We start from the raw sequence: 16213 nt of genomic DNA, 5'->3' as shown, positions 1-16213 counted from the left end.
AACGGCCGGAGGTCACCCGATCTGGGTGAGCCCTCCCATGTACGGAAGCAGCGCTTCCGGCACGGTCACGCTACCGTCTTCGTTCTGGTAATTTTCCATGATCGCCACCAGCGTACGACCCACCGCCAGGCCGGAGCCGTTAAGCGTATGCACCAGTTCCGGCTTGCCGGTTTCCGGGTTACGCCAGCGTGCCATCATGCGACGCGCCTGGAAGTCCAGCATATTGGAGCAGGAGGAGATCTCACGGTACTTCTGCTGCCCCGGCAACCAGACTTCAAGGTCGTAGGTCTTGGCAGCACTGAAACCCAGATCGCCACCGCAGAGTGTGATCACGCGGTACGGCAGATTCAGTTTCTGCAGGATCACTTCGGCATGGCCGGTCAGCGCTTCCAGTGCATCCCAGGACTTGGACGGCTCGACCACGTGGACCAGCTCCACCTTTTCAAACTGGTGCTGGCGAATCATGCCGCGGGTATCACGACCGGTAGAACCCGCCTCGGAACGGAAGCAGGGCGTGTGCGCGGTGAACTGCAGCGGCAGCTCGGCCGCATCAACGATTTCGTCACGGACGAAATTGGTCACCGGTACCTCGGCGGTCGGAATCAGGTAGTAGCTGCGATCGCCGAACGGGAGTTTGAACAGGTCTTCCTCGAACTTCGGCAGCTGGCCGGTACCCTCGAGCGATTCCGCATTGACCATGTACGGTACATAGACTTCGCTGTAGCCGTGCTCGCTGGTGTGGGTGTCGAGCATGAACTGAATCAGGGCGCGGTGCAGCCGTGCGATACCGCCCTTCATGACCGCAAAACGTGAACCGGTCAGCTTCGCCGCCATGGCGAAGTCCAGCTCCTTGTTACGCTCACCCAGGTCAACGTGGTCCTGGGGTTCGAAGGCGAACTCGGGAATACTGCCCCAGCGGCGCACTTCTACGTTGTCATCTTCGGTTTCCCCTGCCGGGACCGACTCGTGCGGCAGGTTCGGCACACCCATGAGGATCTTGTCGAGTTCTGCCTGAACCTCGTCCAGCTCAGCCTTGGCCGCGTCCAGGCGGTCACCCAGTGACTTCACCTCATCCAGCAGCGGCTGGATATCCTCACCGGCCGCCTTCGCCTTGCCGATTCCTTTCGAACGGGTGTTGCGCTCGTTCTGCAGCCTCTCGGTATCGATCTGGATCGATTTACGCTTGTTTTCCAGTTCGACAAAACGCGCTACAGGGAACTCAAAGCCCTTGGTTTTCAGCGACTCGGCCACCGCTTCCGGGTTGGCACGGACCAGTTTAGGATCAAGCATGAAGTAAACGTACCTTAATGTTCGCAGTCAGAGTAAAGGTAACAGCGGCCCGGTTTAAAACATCCGGGTCAACGCCAGTCCGGCGTACAGCGCCACCAGACATAAAATGAGGCTCAATAATATATAAATCAGGGCGGACATCATATGCCCCTCCTGCATCATCGCCACCGTCTCCAGTGAAAAGGTGGAAAAGGTGGTGAATGCACCCATGAAACCGGTCATAAGCAGCGGTCGCATCTCGGGCGACAGTTTTGCCCGCTCAAGGATCAGCACGAAACAGACCCCCATCAGAAAGGAGCCGACCACGTTGACCGTCATTGTTCCCAGCGGCAGGCGGTGCTCAGCGTTATTCAGTACACCGCTGACCCAGTAGCGCCCCAGTGCGCCCAGCGCGCCGCCCAGGGCGATCAGTATCCAGTGAATCATCCGCCTTTTCCTTTACGGTTTGGGTAGCGCTGCTTGCGGCTATGCTGATCCAGCACACGCAGCCGCTCCAGTTTTTCGCCGAGCTTGATCTCCAGGCCCCGGTTTTCCGGCTCATAATAGCGCCGTGCCGCGATCTCTTCGGGCAGGTAGACCTCGCCAGCGGCGTAAGCGTCGGGCTCGTCATGGGCATAGCGATATTCGGCGCCGTAACCAATATCTTTCATTAACGACGTGGGCGCGTTGCGCAGATGTTCTGGCACCGCATAGCTGGGGTCGGAGCGCACATCAGCCATGGCCTGGGCAAACGCCTTGTAGACCGCATTGCTTTTCGGGGCCAGCGCGCAGTAAACCGCCGCCTGGGCGATCGCCCTCTCCCCCTCGGCCGGTCCCACCCGCTCAAAGGCATCCCAGGCGGAGAGCGTGACCTGCATCGCACGGGGGTCGGCATTGCCTATATCCTCCGAAGCTATCGCCACCAGGCGCCGGGCTATATAAAGCGGATCACAGCCGCCATCGAGCATGCGGCAATACCAGTAGAGCGCGCCATCCGGCGATGAGCCGCGCACCGACTTGTGAAACGCGGAAATCTGATCATAAAACAGATCCCCGCCCTTGTCGTAGCGCCTACCACCGGCCTGCAACACCTCTTTCAGCACCTCTGCATCGACGCTTTCGCTGTCGCCATCGGGGCGGGACAGGTCGGCCGCTATCTCGAGCAGGTTCAGTGCCCGGCGCGCGTCTCCATCAGCGGCTTCCGCCAGCCGATCGATTACCCCTTCGCCAAAGACCAGTTTACGCCGACCCAGGCCGCGTTCCTGATCATGCAACGCGGTTTCGATGATCTGGCGCAGGGCCGGCGTTTCCAGAGAACGCAGCAGGTACACACGCGCCCGGGAAAGCAGCGCGTTATTCAGCTCGAAGGAGGGATTTTCTGTTGTCGCCCCGACGAAGATGACGGTGCCGTCTTCAACGTAGGGAAGAAACGCATCCTGCTGCGATTTGTTGAAGCGGTGCACCTCGTCGACAAACAGTATGGTCTTGCGGCCGCTCTGGGCCTTCAGCTGCGTCGCCTGCTCCACCGCCTGGCGGATATCCTTTACCCCGGACAGGACCGCCGAAATGGTGACGAAATGAGCATCCACCAGGTGAGCGATCAGCTTGGCCAGTGTGGTCTTGCCCACCCCCGGTGGCCCCCAGAGGACCATCGAATGCACCAACCCCTGCTCCAGCGCCTGACGCAGGGGTTTGCTGCGACCGAAGAGGTGCTCCTGACCGATATACTCATCCAGTGTCCGCGGCCGCATCCTGGCCGCGAGGGGTTCGTATCCAGAAGATTGATCGGAAAACAGGTCCTGCATCAGACCCCCGGATCCAGAATCACGTCGACACCCTCCGGTGGCGTAAAGTCGAACCGGGTTTCGTCCACCTCGGGATCCACCTTGATCTCTTCGAGCAGGATCGAGGTGCGCTGACCGAGGCTGTCTTCAAGCCACAGCTCGGTTAGCAGATCGTTGCTGAACAGCAGCCGGATGCGCACGAAGCCGCTCTCCGGCTGCAACGGAATCAGCTCAAACACCTCCCGGCCCGGCGTATCATCAACCTGGCGAACATCGAAACGCTCATCCAGCACATCGATGCGACCACTGAGGATCAGTGCCGGAGCACTGCCTGCCTGGTCGCCGGCCGGCTTGCGGGTGACCTGCTCGAGGTCCGGATCGTAGATCCAGATATATTCGCCGTCACTGACGATCCTCTGCTCAAAGGGGAGGCGCGTGTGCCAGTCGAAGCGGTCAGGCCGCTCGAGTACAAACTCCCCGCTGGAGTGCTCCTGGCGAGCCCCCTCTTCAGACAGGGTATATTGCTCAAAATCGGCCTGGATCCCCTCGTGGCGCGTCAACAGCTCACCAAGACGATCCACGGCGCTGGCATGCAGTGCCGTGCTGATACTGAACAGCGCGCTGAGCATCGCGCCCTTAAAATAGGTAGGCATGGTTTTAGTCTCTCGGTGGAGGCGGCGCCAGCACTTCACGCTGACCGTTGGAGCCCGCTTCGCTAATGACACCCGCAGCTTCCATTGATTCAATCATGCGCGCCGCCCGGTTATAGCCGATCTTGAGCTTGCGCTGCACCGACGAAATCGATGCTTTGCGCGTTTCGGTCACAAACGCCACGGCCTCATCGTAGAGTGGATCCGCTTCATCATCGAACAGGTTCCCACTGCCGCCACCGCCTTCTGCACCGACGTCGCTGAGGATTTCGTCGATGTAGACCGGCTGGCCCATCGCCTTCCAGGCTTCAACCGTGCGATGTACCTCGTCATCGCTGACAAAGGCGCCATGGACGCGGTTCGGCAGACTGGTACCCGCCGGCAGGTAGAGCATATCGCCGTAGCCAAGCAGGTTTTCCGCGCCGGACTGGTCCAGGATGGTGCGCGAATCGATCTTCGAGGATACCTGGAAGGCGATTCGGGTCGGCACGTTGGCCTTGATCAGGCCGGTGATGACATCCACCGAGGGACGCTGGGTTGCCAGGATCAGGTGGATACCCGCCGCCCTCGCCTTCTGGGCGATACGGGCGATCAGCTCTTCGACCTTCTTGCCCACCATCATCATCATGTCGGCAAATTCGTCGACCACGACAACGATATATGGCAGGGATTCCAGGAAAGGTGCCGGCTCGGACGGATCCAGTCCCTGCTCCTGAGGATTCCACAGCGGATCACGCAGCGGCTCGCCCCGCTCCTGCGCCTTGACCAGTTTTTCGTTGAAACCGGCGATGTTTCGCACACCCATCTTTGCCATCAGGCGGTAACGTCGTTCCATCTCAGCGACACACCAGCGCAGACCGCCGGCCGCCTCTTTCATATCGGTGATAACCGGCGTCAGCAAGTGCGGAATACCATCGTAGATCGACAGTTCCAGCATCTTCGGGTCCACCAGCATCAGCCGCACCTCATCCGGTGTGGCCTTGAACAGCAGACTAAGCAACATCGCATTAACGCCAACTGACTTACCGGAGCCGGTAGTACCGGCTACGAGTAAGTGCGGCATTTTCGCCAGATTCGCCACCACCGGGTTGCCGGCGATATCGTTACCCAGCGCCAGCGTCAGGCGAGAGCTGGCTTCCAGGTAAGGCTTGGCGTTGAGTACCTCGCTCAAACGAACGGTCTGGCGCGTTGAGTTGGGAATCTCGATACCGATCACCGACTTGCCAGGAATCACCTCGACCACACGCACGGCGGCCACGGCCATGGAGCGCGCCAGGTCCCGTGCCAGGTTGGATATCTTGCTGGCCTTCACGCCCGGCGCCGGCTGAATCTCGAAACGGGTAATCACCGGCCCCGGGTTGACCTCAACCACTTCCGCAACGACACCGAAATCTTTCAGCTTGGCCTCAAGCAGGCGGGAGAACTCTTCGAGCTCATCTTCGGTATAGCCGTGATCGCTCTGCAGTTCAGGCGGATCAAGAAGGTCCAGCGACGGCAGCACCGGCGGCGCCTTGCGGCTGGTGGTTCCCGAAGGCTGTTGTCCTGGCGGCTCATCATCAACCAGCGGCTTGTGGGATTCGGACAGAGGAACAATTTTAACCCCTTTGCGGCTGGCGCCCGCTTCCTCCTGTGCCGGTTCACTCCAGGGAGGATCCATCTCTGTCTCTGCAGCAGCTGCTTCCAGTTCAGGCTCAGAAACAGCGGCAGGCGGCACCGATGACTGAATAGCTTCGGGCCCAACCTGAGTCAATGCCGGCTCGTCGACAGGGATTAACTGTTCAGCCGGGGATTCTTCTTTCGCACTCAGCCCTTCCAGCGAGAATGAAGGCTCAACGCGCTGTTCTCGTTCCGGCTCAGACAGGTGCTCGGTGCGCTCGCGGATAGTCGCCTCGGCATCCAACCCCGCCAGGCTGGGTTCAGCGGTTTTTTGCTGCTCGCGCATGAACGGCATCTTCCGTTTTGGCCTGACAGGTGCTGGCTGTTCGGTCATCTCGTCGTCATCGGCTGCCACGTCCTTCGCGCCGCGCCGTTTGAACAGACCAGACAAAGCCTCCCAGGCCGCCAGCATTGCGCCGCCGCATGACTCCAGTGCCGCGCGCCAGGACACATCGGCATAGAGGGTCAAACCAAACAGCATTACAGTCCAGTGAAGGACTGACCCACCCACAATGCTTAGCCAGGCGACAGACAGGTCGGAGATCGACTGACCGATGAGTCCGCCAGCGGTAAATGGATACTCCAGCGTTTCGTTGGAAAGATGCATCGACGCCAGAGAGGAAAAGCCGAGCATCAGCAGAATTGCACCGGTCAGGCGCAGCATTACGAAAGGAATCGCATCCAGCAGCCCCGCCTTGCGACGACGCAGAAACCGCAACGCCGGCCAGGCAAACAGGAAAGGCACGAGATAAGCACCGATGCCCAGCAGCGAGACCGCCACATCGGCGATCCACGCACCGGTAACACCGGCCAGGTTGGCGATCTCTCCCTGATATCCCATGTGCGACCAGCCGGGGTCTTTGGGGTCATAACTCAGTATCGCCAGCAGTAGAAACAGATTACAGCCAATAACCAATACCAGCCCCGCTTCCTTGGCGACCCTGGCCAGCTGCAGCCCCAAAGCTGTCGAACTATCAATACGCTTTTCGTTCAAGCCCTTATCCTTACCGCGTTACCCTGCAATCGAGGGTGAAAAATACCATACTTAGGTGCTTAACGCCGAGTCCATCGCTCAGGTTGGTCGATGGACAACAGCCCTTGGGAACGGTAAATTCCCCGGCATCCGCTTTCCTTGTATTTGCCGGGATACGCCCCAAGATCCTGGCTTAATACACACTCACACTTTTACGGAACCTCTGAAGACCATGAGCGAAGTACAACATCACCGGCTGATCATTCTCGGCTCTGGCCCGGCTGGCTACACTGCCGCCGTCTACGCCGCACGCGCAAACCTCAACCCGGTTGTTATCACCGGTATGCAGGCAGGCGGCCAGCTCACCACTACCACCGACGTCGACAACTGGCCCGGTGACGCGGAAGGCGTGCAGGGCCCCGAGTTGATGCAGCGCATGCAGGCACACGCAGAGCGATTCAATACCGAAGTGATCTTCGATCACATCAACGAAACCGACCTGCAGAACCGCCCCTTCCGCCTCAAGGGCGACATGGGCGAATACACCTGTGACGCCCTGATCATCTCCACCGGCGCCTCCGCCCAGTACCTGGGTCTGGAGTCCGAGGAAGCGTTCAAGGGCAAGGGTGTCAGCGCCTGCGCCACCTGTGACGGATTCTTCTACCGAGGCCAGAAAGTTGCCGTCATCGGGGGTGGTAACACCGCCGTGGAAGAGGCGCTCTACCTGTCCAACCTGGCTGCCGAGGTTACCCTGATACACCGTCGTGACAGCCTGCGCAGCGAAAAGATCCTTCAGGACCAGCTGATGGAACGCGCCGAAAACGGCAACATCAAGCTGCTCTGGAACCATCAGCTGGATGAAGTTCTCGGTGACGAAACCGGCGTAACCGGCATCCGCGTCAAGAGCACCCAGGACGACTCCACGCAGGAACTCGACCTCCAGGGCGTCTTTGTCGCCATCGGCCACCGCCCGAACACCGAGCTGTTCGAAGGCCAGCTGGAGATGAACAACGGCTACCTGAAGATCCGTTCCGGCCTGGAGGGCAATGCCACCCAGACCAACATCGAAGGCGTGTTCGCCGCCGGTGATGTCTGCGATCACATCTATCGCCAGGCCATCACTTCCGCCGGTTTCGGCTGCATGGCAGCGCTCGACGCCGAGCGCTACCTGGATGCGTTGAACAAGTAAGTGCAGGGGGCGCTTCGATGATCCCCTGGCTTCATCCGAAGCGCCACGATTTTCCGCCTGTCGATCAGGCCCTGGAGTCCCCAGACGGACTCCTGGCCGCAGGCGGAGACCTCAGCCCCGGCCGCATCATTGCGGCGTACCGTCAGGGCATCTTTCCCTGGTACAACCCCGACGAGCCGATCCTCTGGTGGAGCCCCAATCCGCGCTGCGTACTCTTTCCGCAAGAGATCCACATCTCCCGCAGCCTGCGTAAAACATTACGTAAAACAGCCTTCAAAATCACCTTCGACCAGCAGTTCGACGCAGTCATCAACGCCTGCGCTGCACCACGCAGCTACGCCAAAGAGACCTGGATCAGCCAGGATATGAAAGCGGCCTACTCAGCTCTTCACCAGCTGGGCGTTGCCCATTCGGTGGAAGTCTGGGAAAACGATACGCTGATCGGCGGACTCTACGGCCTTGCCATGGGGCGGGTATTTTTTGGCGAATCGATGTTCAGCCGACGCACCGATGCCTCGAAAATTGCGTTTGCCAACCTGGTCGAACATTTGGTCGAGTGGGGCTATGATTTGATTGACTGCCAGGTATATAACGACCATCTTGCCAGTCTGGGGGCCCGGGAAATTCCTCGCTCGCTGTTCATAGATCTGCTAGGCAAGCTACTTGTGGATCGGCCCGCGCACGAATGGACCGCCACCCGTCGTTTTCAGAGTTAAGGCCGCGCTCATGAGTGATCTGCAAACATTGCGTTTTTACGCCACCCCGCCACACGATTGCAGCTACCTGCCCGGGCGCAAGGCAAAGACCCTGTTCGTCGATCCCCAGGCCGAGGTCAACGGCACGCTCTACAGCCAGCTCAGCGACCTGGGCTTTCGCCGTAGCGGCTCGCATATTTACCGCCCGCACTGCGACAGCTGTAACGCCTGTGTTTCGGTACGGATACCGGTACGCGAATTCAAACCGTCCAAAACGCAGCGCCGTATCTGGCGCCGTAACGCCGACCTGAAGGTGGTATCGGTCGCCCCCCAGCTGACCATCGAATATTACCGGCTTTACGACCGCTACATCACCGAACGACACACTGACGGCGACATGTTTCCACCCTCGCCCAGTCAGTTCATGAGTTTTCTCGTGGAGGGCGACCAGCCGAGCAGCTTCTACGAGTTCCGGGACCCCGACGATCGCCTCGTTGCTATCGCCGTGACCGATGAACTGGACCAGGGGCTATCGGCACTCTATACCTTCTACGACCCCGATGAGGACGCCCGCAGCCTTGGCACCTACGCCATCCTCTGGCAGATCGAAGCCACCCGTAACGCAGGGCTCGAGTATCTCTACCTGGGCTACTGGGTACGTGACTGCCGGAAAATGAGCTACAAGACCGCTTACAAACCACTGGATATGCTGATAGCGGACCAGTGGATGCGCCTCTGATCGGCCAATTCAACTTAGCTGAATCACCAAATCTCTTTGATATAACAGTGGGATTCGGGCAAAATAATGCGCTTTCCGACCGGCGCGTATCCAGCCGGGTACAAAAAACTGCCCAGAGGTAAAGACTGAATGGCCAAAGAAGACTCAATTGAAATGGAAGGGACTGTGATCGATACCCTGCCCAACACAATGTTCCGTGTTGAGCTGGAAAACGGTCATGTTGTCACCGCACACATTTCAGGCAAGATGCGTAAGAACTACATCCGAATCCTGACGGGTGACAAAGTCAAAGTAGAACTGACTCCTTACGATCTGACCAAAGGCCGCATCGTTTACCGCGCCCGCTAATTTCTCAGCAAGCGCTATAAACGAAACGGTGGACAGCGATTACGCTGCCACCGTGGCCACCTCCAGCTCAATCTCTCCATCCGCACCAACGCGGATATCCACCTCACCGCCACCTTCAGCCAGATCACCAAACAGGATCATTTCAGCCAACGGCTTCTTGATCTTCTCCTGGATCAGACGCTGCATCGGGCGTGCGCCCATCTGCTCATCATAGCCATGTTCGGCAAGCCAGGTCCGCGCCTCTTCATCCACATTGAGCACAACGCGCTTCTCATCAAGCTGAGCCTGCAGCTCGGTAAGGAACTTGTCGACAACGCCCTTGACGATATCGGTGCTCAGCGGCTTGAACTGGATAATGGAATCCAGACGGTTACGAAACTCCGGCGTAAACAGTCGCTTGATCGCTTCCATGCCGTCGGTGCTGTGATCCTGATGCGTGAAACCGATCGACGGCCGACTCATCTGCTCGGCGCCAGCGTTGGTGGTCATCACCAGAATAACGTTGCGGAAATCCGCCTTGCGGCCGTTATTGTCGGTCAGGGTACCGTTATCCATCACCTGCAGCAGCAGGTTAAAGACTTCCGGGTGCGCCTTCTCGATCTCGTCAAGCAGCAGCACACAGTGCGGCGACTTGGTGATCGCCTCGGTCAGCAGACCGCCCTGATCGAAGCCCACGTAACCCGGAGGTGCACCGATCAGGCGTGATACGGTGTGACGCTCCATGTACTCGGACATATCGAAACGAACCAGCTCGATCCCCAGCACCCGCGCCAGCTGCGAGGTAACTTCGGTCTTGCCGACACCGGTGGGACCGGCGAAGAGGAAGGAACCCACGGGCTTGTTGGGCGCCTTGAGGCCCGCACGGGACAGTTTGATCGCCGCAGACAAGGTGCCGATCGCCTCGTCCTGCCCCAGAACCACCATCTTGAGGTTCTGTTCCAGCTTGGCGAGCTGCTCCTTGTCGGAGACGGTGACGCTCTTCGGCGGAATCCGTGCGATCTTGGCGACCACGGTTTCCACCTCGGCCACGTCGACAACGCTCTTGCGCTTGTCTTCCGGCAGCAGGCGCTGATAAGCACCGGCTTCATCGATCACATCGATCGCCTTGTCCGGCATATGCTTGTCGTTGATATAGCGATCGGCAAGTTCCGCGGCCGCCTGCAACGCCTCATCGGTATACTCGAGCTCGTGGTGCTCCTCGAAACGGGATTTGAGACCACGCAGAATCTGGTAGGTGTCCTGCACACTGGGCTCAAGCACATCGACCTTCTGGAAGCGACGCGCCAGCGCACGATCCTTCTCGAAGATACCGCGAAACTCCTGGAAAGTGGTCGAGCCGATGCAACGGATCTCGCCGGAGCTCAGCAGCGGCTTGAGCAGGTTAGACGCATCCATGGAGCCACCGGAGGCGGCACCTGCACCGATAATGGTGTGAATCTCATCGATAAACAGAATCGCGTGCGGCTGCTTCTTGATCTCTGCCAGCAGCCCCTTCAGGCGCTTCTCGAAATCACCCCGGTACTTGGTACCAGCCAGCAGTGCACCGAGGTCCAGCGAGTAGACCACGCTTTTGGAGATAATCTCCGGCACCCGATCCTCGATAATCAGCTTGGCCAGGCCTTCAGCTATGGCCGTTTTACCGACCCCGGCTTCCCCTACCAGCAGCGGGTTGTTCTTGCGACGGCGTGACAGAATCTGCACGACACGCTCGACTTCGGCATCCCGCCCTACCAGCGGATCGATCTGACCCAGGGCAGCCTGCTGATTGAGGTTGACTGCGTACTGGCTGAGCTGACTCTTGCCTGACTCGCCACCCTCTTCACTCTCTGTAGCGGTATCCGCTTCCTGACTCTCCTGCTCACCGACCTTGGAGATGCCGTGGGAGATAAAGTTGACCACGTCGATACGCTCGATGCCCTGCTGCTGCAGTACATAGGCCGCATGGCTCTCCTGTTCGCTGTAGATCGCAACCAGGACATTGGCGCCACTGACTTCCGACTTGCCGGACGACTGGACGTGGAAAACCGCTCGCTGCAGCACGCGTTGAAAACCGAGCGTGGGCTGGGTTTCAAGATTCGGTACATTTTGCGGAAGCAACGGGGTTGTTTCATCGATAAATACAGAAAGTTGCTGACGCAGCCGGTCAAAATCGACCCCACACGCGAGCAGTACTTCTGCCGCTTGACGGTTATCCAGCAGCGCGAGCAGCAGGTGTTCGACCGTCATAAATTCATGATGCTTGTCCCGGGCGGATTTGAACGCCGCACTGAGGGTTTCTTCAAGCTCGCGATTCAACATGGCTGCAGCCTCCTGTCAGACCGACTCTACTTCACAAAGCAACGGATGCTTGTTCTCTCGAGAGTATTGATTCACCTGCGCCGCCTTAGTTTCAGCAACATCCTTGGTAAATACTCCACAAACCCCTTTTCCCTGAGTATGGACCGACAACATAACCTGTGTCGCCTTTTCCTGATTCATATTGAAAAAAATCATCAGAACTTCAACCACAAAATCCATGGGGGTGTAGTCGTCGTTCATCAATACCACCCGGTACATCGGTGGTCGTTTCAGCGCCGGTTTGGCCTGCTCGGTGGCCAGCGAACCGCCGTGATCCTGGTGATCCTCCTGGTCGGAGTCATCTCCCATTCCTTTGATACTGTTCCTGTAAAACGACATAAGCAACTGTTTTCTCTAACCTTCTAACGGGAGTTTGAATTCCTGATTACTGGGTCTAGTGTCGTACCAACCAGATGTTATACTGCCGCAAATGCAGGAGTGTTTCTCCAGTATCTGCAGTCCCTGCAATGATGTAAAGGAGTACCTTCTACACTACAGAGCGTGTAGAGGTTCGCGTTTAGACCCATTTCCAAACCGTGTAAATGGGCCTTAGTTAAGCGAAATCAACGGGAGTTAAACATGCATACAGGGAAAGTGAAGTGGTTCAACAATGCCAAAGGCTATGGTTTTATCCTCTCGGAAGCCTACGATGAGGAATTATTCGCCCACTTCTCTGCGATTCTCGCCGAGGGCTACAAAAGTCTGAAAGCGGGACAAACCGTCCAGTTCGACACTAAATCAGGCCCCAAGGGTATTCACGCGGTCAATATTCGCGCCCTGGATTAATTGCACTCCCGGAATCGGGTCTGGCGGAGATAGCGGGGATACCTCCTGGATGGTATCCCCTGTTTTCTGGCGCGCCGACGCCGGCCCATACGCTCGCCTGTTATAGTTGCAGCAACCGGGACACTTGATACCTGGCGCTTGGCAACTGGCTTTCGAAGCCTGACAAAGGTGCTGCGGCCAACGGCCAGCAAACCTCAGTTTATCGCCTGGCTCCCGCCCAATGACATTACTCCCCCCTTTCGCTGCCAGGTAGCGCTTGCATCGCGGCGTCTCGGCCTTAGACTAGCCGGCCAGAGCCAAGTCACCAGTCTCATCAGAGCGACCTCTTATGTCCCGGATTATTCTTTTCAACAAACCCTTTCAGGTTCTCAGCCAATTCACTGATTCTGAAGGACGCGGGACCCTGGCAGACTATATCGACGACAAAAACTTTTATGCCGCCGGACGGCTCGACTACGACTCAGAAGGACTGCTGCTACTAACGGATGACGGCACGCTGCAGCGCCGAATTGCCGACCCCAGGTTCAAGCTGGAAAAAACCTACTGGGCCCAGGTAGAAGGAGAGATAACTGATGCGGCGCTGCAACAGCTGAGACAGGGCGTCAAACTCAAGGACGGACTCACCCGCCCGGCAAAAGCGGAGCGACTCGAAGCGCCCGACATCTGGCCCAGAAACCCGCCGATACGCCAAAGAGCGAACCAGCCCACCAGCTGGATCGAGATGCGCATCAGCGAAGGCCGCAACCGCCAGGTCAGGCGCATGACCGCGGCCGTCGGTTTTCCGACCCTTCGCCTGATTCGCTACGCGATCGGCAACTGGACGCTGCAAGACCTGGCGCCGGGCCAGTACCGCATGGACGAGGTGCACCTGCCGGTCAGCCCTGCTCCGAATCCCAGGCGTCGGCGGCGCTGATATCGCTCTCTTTCTGCTCGACCCAGTGGCTTTTTCCGGCTACGACTTCTTTTTTCCAGAAAGGCGCGTCACGCTTCAGGTAATCCATCAGGAACTGGCACGCCTCGAACGCCGCCTGGCGATGCGCACTGGCCACACCCACAAACACAATTTCATCACCCGGCGTCATTCTGCCCACGCGATGCAGCAGTATCAGGTTACCCAGATCCCAACGCTGGCGCGCCTCCGCCAGAATTTTTTCAAGACTGCGCTCGGTCATCCCGGGGTAGTGTTCAAGCTCCAGGGCATCCAGGGACTGATCTGAAAAATCACGCACCAGCCCTGAAAATGTAACCACGGCACCATACTGGCTGGCACCTTCACGCAAACGGGTGTTCAGTGCAGCAAGATCAAACTCCTCTTCCTGCACACCTATCTCATTCAGTTGCACGATCATGCCCCCTGACTCTCTAGCGATTGATGAAGCACCTTGTGCCTTTAACTGTTATTATCTGCCATAAGTTGCGGAATCTAAAACGTTCCGACTCGATACATCCTCCATACGTCGACCCTTACCCCAACAACAGAGCTCCAACAATAGACAGGAACATGCGCTGGACACCGCACGCCACCGTTGCCACCATCGTCGAACGTGACGGCCGCTTTCTTCTGGTTGAGGAACTCTCCGCGGACGGGCACCTGGTTATCAATCAACCAGCCGGCCATCTGGAAGAAAATGAAGCGTTCACCGATGCCGCTCGCCGCGAAACACTCGAAGAGACCGGCTGGCAGGTAACCCCAACGCATTTTCTCGGTCTTTATGTGTATCGGGCACCGGCCAACGGCGTGACCTACCACCGCGCCTGCTTTATTGCCGAAGCGGTTTCCCACGATCCGGAACGGGACCTTGACGACGGCATACAGCGCGCCCTCTGGCTCACACGCGACGAGATCGCCGATCGCAGCGAGATGCTGCGCAGCAAACTGGTGCTTGAATGTATCGACGACTATCTTGCCGGAACCCGTTACCCGCTATCGCTGATCCATGAACCCTGAAATGAAAGATGTCCAACCCATGAGTGAACCCAGCGCCACCAAAGTGATCGTCGGCATGTCCGGCGGCGTGGACTCCTCCGTCTCCGCCCTTCTACTGCAGCAACAGGGCTACCAGGTCGAAGGCCTGTTCATGAAGAACTGGGAAGAAGACGACGGCACCGAGTACTGTACCGCCAAGGAGGACCTGGCGGATGCCCAGGCCGTTTGCGACAAACTCGGCATCAAGCTGCACACGGCAAACTTTGCCGCCGAATATTGGGACAACGTGTTCGAACACTTTCTCGAAGAGTACAAGGCCGGGCGCACCCCGAACCCGGATATCCTCTGTAACCGGGAAATTAAGTTCAAGGCCTTTCTCGAATACGCACAGATGCTGGGCGGCGACCTGATCGCCACCGGACATTATGTGCGCCGGGGTGAGCGTGACGGCCGTGCGGTGCTGCTCAAGGGACTGGATGGCAACAAGGATCAGAGCTATTTCCTGCACCAGGTCGGCGAAGCAGAGCTGGCACAGACGCTGTTCCCGGTCGGCGAACTGGAGAAACCCGCGGTACGTGCGCTGGCCGAAGAACACGGCCTGGTCACCCACAGTAAAAAAGACAGCACCGGCATCTGCTTTATAGGCGAGCGCCGCTTCAGCGACTTTCTAAAGCAGTACCTGCCGGCGCAACCGGGCAAGATTGAAACCCCCGATGGCGATGTCATTGGCGATCACCAGGGCCTGATGTACTACACCATCGGCCAGCGCCAGGGGCTGGGTATCGGCGGCCTTACCAACTACCCGGAAGAGCCCTGGTTTGTGGCCGACAAGGATCTCGAGCGTAATGTACTGATCGCGGTCCAGGGCACCAACCACCCGCTGCTGTTTGCAGACTGGCTGACCTGCACCGAGATTTTCTGGATCAGTGGCGAGGAACCCCGGATGCCGCTGCGCTGCAAAGCCAAGGTCCGTTATCGCCAGGCCGACCAGGACTGTGTCGTTCACCGCACCGAAACGGGTTACCGGGTAGAGTTCGACAACCCGCAGCGCGCGGTTACACCGGGCCAGTCGGCCGTGTTTTACCTGGATGAAGTCTGTCTTGGCGGTGGCGTTATCGAAACCACGTCACGCATTAATTCCGAGGAGGTTGCCTGATGGCACGCCAGCACGATGAACAAGCCATCGCGCTAGCCGGACTGTTTCAAGCAGTCAGTCTGGTAGAGCAGATTGCGCGCCGCGGCATGGTGGCACAGAACAGTTTCGAAACCTCCATCGCCAGCCTGTTTGCCTCGAACCCGAAGCTGACCGAGGACGTTTACGGCGGTGCACGTGATCTGCCCTACAACCTGAGCCTGGGTTTGAAGCAGATGCAGGAGCTGGTCGACAAACGCGCCGGCGGCATCAACCCGGATGTGATGCGTTACGCGCTCACACTGATCCAGCTGGAGCGCAAGCTCGCGGCACGTCCTGACATGATGGACGAGATCGGCAAGCGCCTTGATCAGCTTGAGCAGAAAGCCCGCTATTTTGGTGAACAACCCAGTGACGAGTCCACCGCGACCGACACCGCACCGGCCGATCCGTCGATCTATACCCACTCCAACGTCATCGCCGGCATCGCCTCCCTCTACCAGGATACCCTGAGCACCTTTACCATCCGGGTGCAGGTCGGCGGCGATCCACGACACCTTCAAAACAGCGAAAACGCCGCCCGTATCCGCGCCCTGCTGCTGGCCGGTATCCGTGCTGTGATTCTCTGGCGCCAGGTGGGTGGCAAGCGCTGGCACCTGTTTTTCTTCCGCTCCCGGGTGCGCCCATCCCTGCAAAAATTTCATACCGGAGAGCTTTAAGCCCGCCTG

General features: G+C 58.4%; 17 protein-coding genes. 9 read left to right on the top strand and 8 right to left on the bottom strand.

Translation table 11 applies throughout. The features are described from left to right. Positions 1–12 precede the first annotated feature (12 nt). The 5 genes from serS to ACQUQP_RS10440 are packed head-to-tail and all read right to left on the bottom strand — an operon-like array spanning position 13 to position 6353. On the bottom strand, positions 13–1290 hold the full coding sequence (serS, locus tag ACQUQP_RS10460; RefSeq protein WP_432694971.1) for a serine--tRNA ligase: 1278 nt from the start codon (positions 1288–1290) through the stop codon (positions 13–15). A gap of 54 nt (positions 1291–1344) precedes the next feature. Continuing rightward, positions 1345–1716, bottom strand: coding sequence for a fluoride efflux transporter CrcB (crcB, locus tag ACQUQP_RS10455; protein WP_432694970.1), 372 nt, complete (start codon positions 1714–1716; stop codon positions 1345–1347). Further along, positions 1713–3074 carry a replication-associated recombination protein A gene (locus ACQUQP_RS10450; RefSeq protein ID WP_432694969.1) on the bottom strand — a complete coding sequence of 454 codons (1362 nt, stop codon included), beginning with the start codon at positions 3072–3074 and terminating at the stop codon, positions 1713–1715. Before ACQUQP_RS10450 ends, crcB begins: the two co-directional genes overlap by 4 nt. Next, complete coding sequence (gene lolA, locus ACQUQP_RS10445) at positions 3074–3706, bottom strand: outer membrane lipoprotein chaperone LolA (protein WP_432694968.1); 633 nt, start codon at positions 3704–3706, stop codon at positions 3074–3076. The genes ACQUQP_RS10450 and lolA overlap by 1 nt, the downstream gene beginning before the upstream one ends. 4 nt (positions 3707–3710) lie before the next feature. Further along, on the bottom strand, positions 3711–6353 hold the full coding sequence (locus ACQUQP_RS10440; protein ID WP_432694967.1) for a DNA translocase FtsK 4TM domain-containing protein: 2643 nt from the start codon (positions 6351–6353) through the stop codon (positions 3711–3713). Between the two features lie 211 nt (positions 6354–6564). Here ACQUQP_RS10440 and trxB point away from each other — a divergent pair, with 211 nt between their 5' ends. From trxB to infA, 4 genes are all read left to right on the top strand, one after another. Further along, on the top strand, positions 6565–7521 hold the full coding sequence (gene trxB / locus ACQUQP_RS10435) for a thioredoxin-disulfide reductase (RefSeq protein WP_432694966.1): 957 nt from the start codon (positions 6565–6567) through the stop codon (positions 7519–7521). A gap of 17 nt (positions 7522–7538) precedes the next feature. Next, a complete protein-coding gene (gene aat / locus ACQUQP_RS10430) occupies positions 7539–8237 on the top strand; it encodes a leucyl/phenylalanyl-tRNA--protein transferase (protein WP_432694965.1) in 699 nt (232 codons plus the stop codon). A gap of 10 nt (positions 8238–8247) precedes the next feature. Then, positions 8248–8955, top strand: coding sequence for an arginyltransferase (locus ACQUQP_RS10425; RefSeq protein ID WP_432694964.1), 708 nt, complete (start codon positions 8248–8250; stop codon positions 8953–8955). Between the two features lie 129 nt (positions 8956–9084). After that, positions 9085–9303, top strand: coding sequence for a translation initiation factor IF-1 (gene infA, locus ACQUQP_RS10420; protein ID WP_075172183.1), 219 nt, complete (start codon positions 9085–9087; stop codon positions 9301–9303). Positions 9304–9342: 39 nt separating this feature from the next. Here infA and clpA read toward each other — a convergent pair whose 3' ends face one another. Continuing rightward, on the bottom strand, positions 9343–11601 hold the full coding sequence (gene clpA / locus ACQUQP_RS10415; protein WP_432694963.1) for an ATP-dependent Clp protease ATP-binding subunit ClpA: 2259 nt from the start codon (positions 11599–11601) through the stop codon (positions 9343–9345). Between the two features lie 15 nt (positions 11602–11616). After that, positions 11617–11949, bottom strand: coding sequence for an ATP-dependent Clp protease adapter ClpS (clpS, locus tag ACQUQP_RS10410; protein ID WP_432694962.1), 333 nt, complete (start codon positions 11947–11949; stop codon positions 11617–11619). 270 nt (positions 11950–12219) lie between these two features. Here clpS and ACQUQP_RS10405 point away from each other — a divergent pair, with 270 nt between their 5' ends. Then, positions 12220–12426: a cold shock domain-containing protein gene (locus ACQUQP_RS10405; protein ID WP_432694961.1), complete on the top strand. Its 207-nt coding sequence runs from the start codon at positions 12220–12222 to the stop codon at positions 12424–12426. A 328-nt stretch (positions 12427–12754) separates the two neighbouring features. Beyond that, a complete protein-coding gene (locus tag ACQUQP_RS10400) occupies positions 12755–13339 on the top strand; it encodes a pseudouridine synthase (RefSeq protein ID WP_432694960.1) in 585 nt (194 codons plus the stop codon). Here ACQUQP_RS10400 and moaE read toward each other — a convergent pair. Next, positions 13302–13775: a molybdopterin synthase catalytic subunit MoaE gene (moaE, locus tag ACQUQP_RS10395; protein ID WP_432694959.1), complete on the bottom strand. Its 474-nt coding sequence runs from the start codon at positions 13773–13775 to the stop codon at positions 13302–13304. The two genes, ACQUQP_RS10400 and moaE, sit on opposite strands and share 38 nt — an antisense overlap. 152 nt (positions 13776–13927) lie before the next feature. Between moaE and ACQUQP_RS10390 the strand changes: the two genes are divergently transcribed. Genes ACQUQP_RS10390 through ACQUQP_RS10380 form a run of 3 tightly spaced genes read left to right on the top strand, consistent with a single transcriptional unit; the run spans position 13928 to position 16204 of the window. Next, a complete protein-coding gene (locus tag ACQUQP_RS10390; RefSeq protein WP_432694958.1) occupies positions 13928–14374 on the top strand; it encodes an NUDIX hydrolase in 447 nt (148 codons plus the stop codon). 19 nt (positions 14375–14393) lie between these two features. Then, on the top strand, positions 14394–15509 hold the full coding sequence (gene mnmA, locus ACQUQP_RS10385) for a tRNA 2-thiouridine(34) synthase MnmA (RefSeq protein WP_432694957.1): 1116 nt from the start codon (positions 14394–14396) through the stop codon (positions 15507–15509). Then, complete coding sequence (locus tag ACQUQP_RS10380) at positions 15509–16204, top strand: lysogenization protein HflD (protein WP_432694956.1); 696 nt, start codon at positions 15509–15511, stop codon at positions 16202–16204. Before mnmA ends, ACQUQP_RS10380 begins: the two co-directional genes overlap by 1 nt. Positions 16205–16213 lie beyond the last annotated feature (9 nt).

This window comes from Marinobacterium sp. YM272 (assembly GCF_050908845.1).
In the GTDB taxonomy this organism is placed as follows: Bacteria; Pseudomonadota; Gammaproteobacteria; order Pseudomonadales; family Balneatricaceae; genus Marinobacterium_D.
Note: the sequence above shows the minus strand (reverse complement) of the source record. Positions and strands in the feature narration are given on the sequence as shown.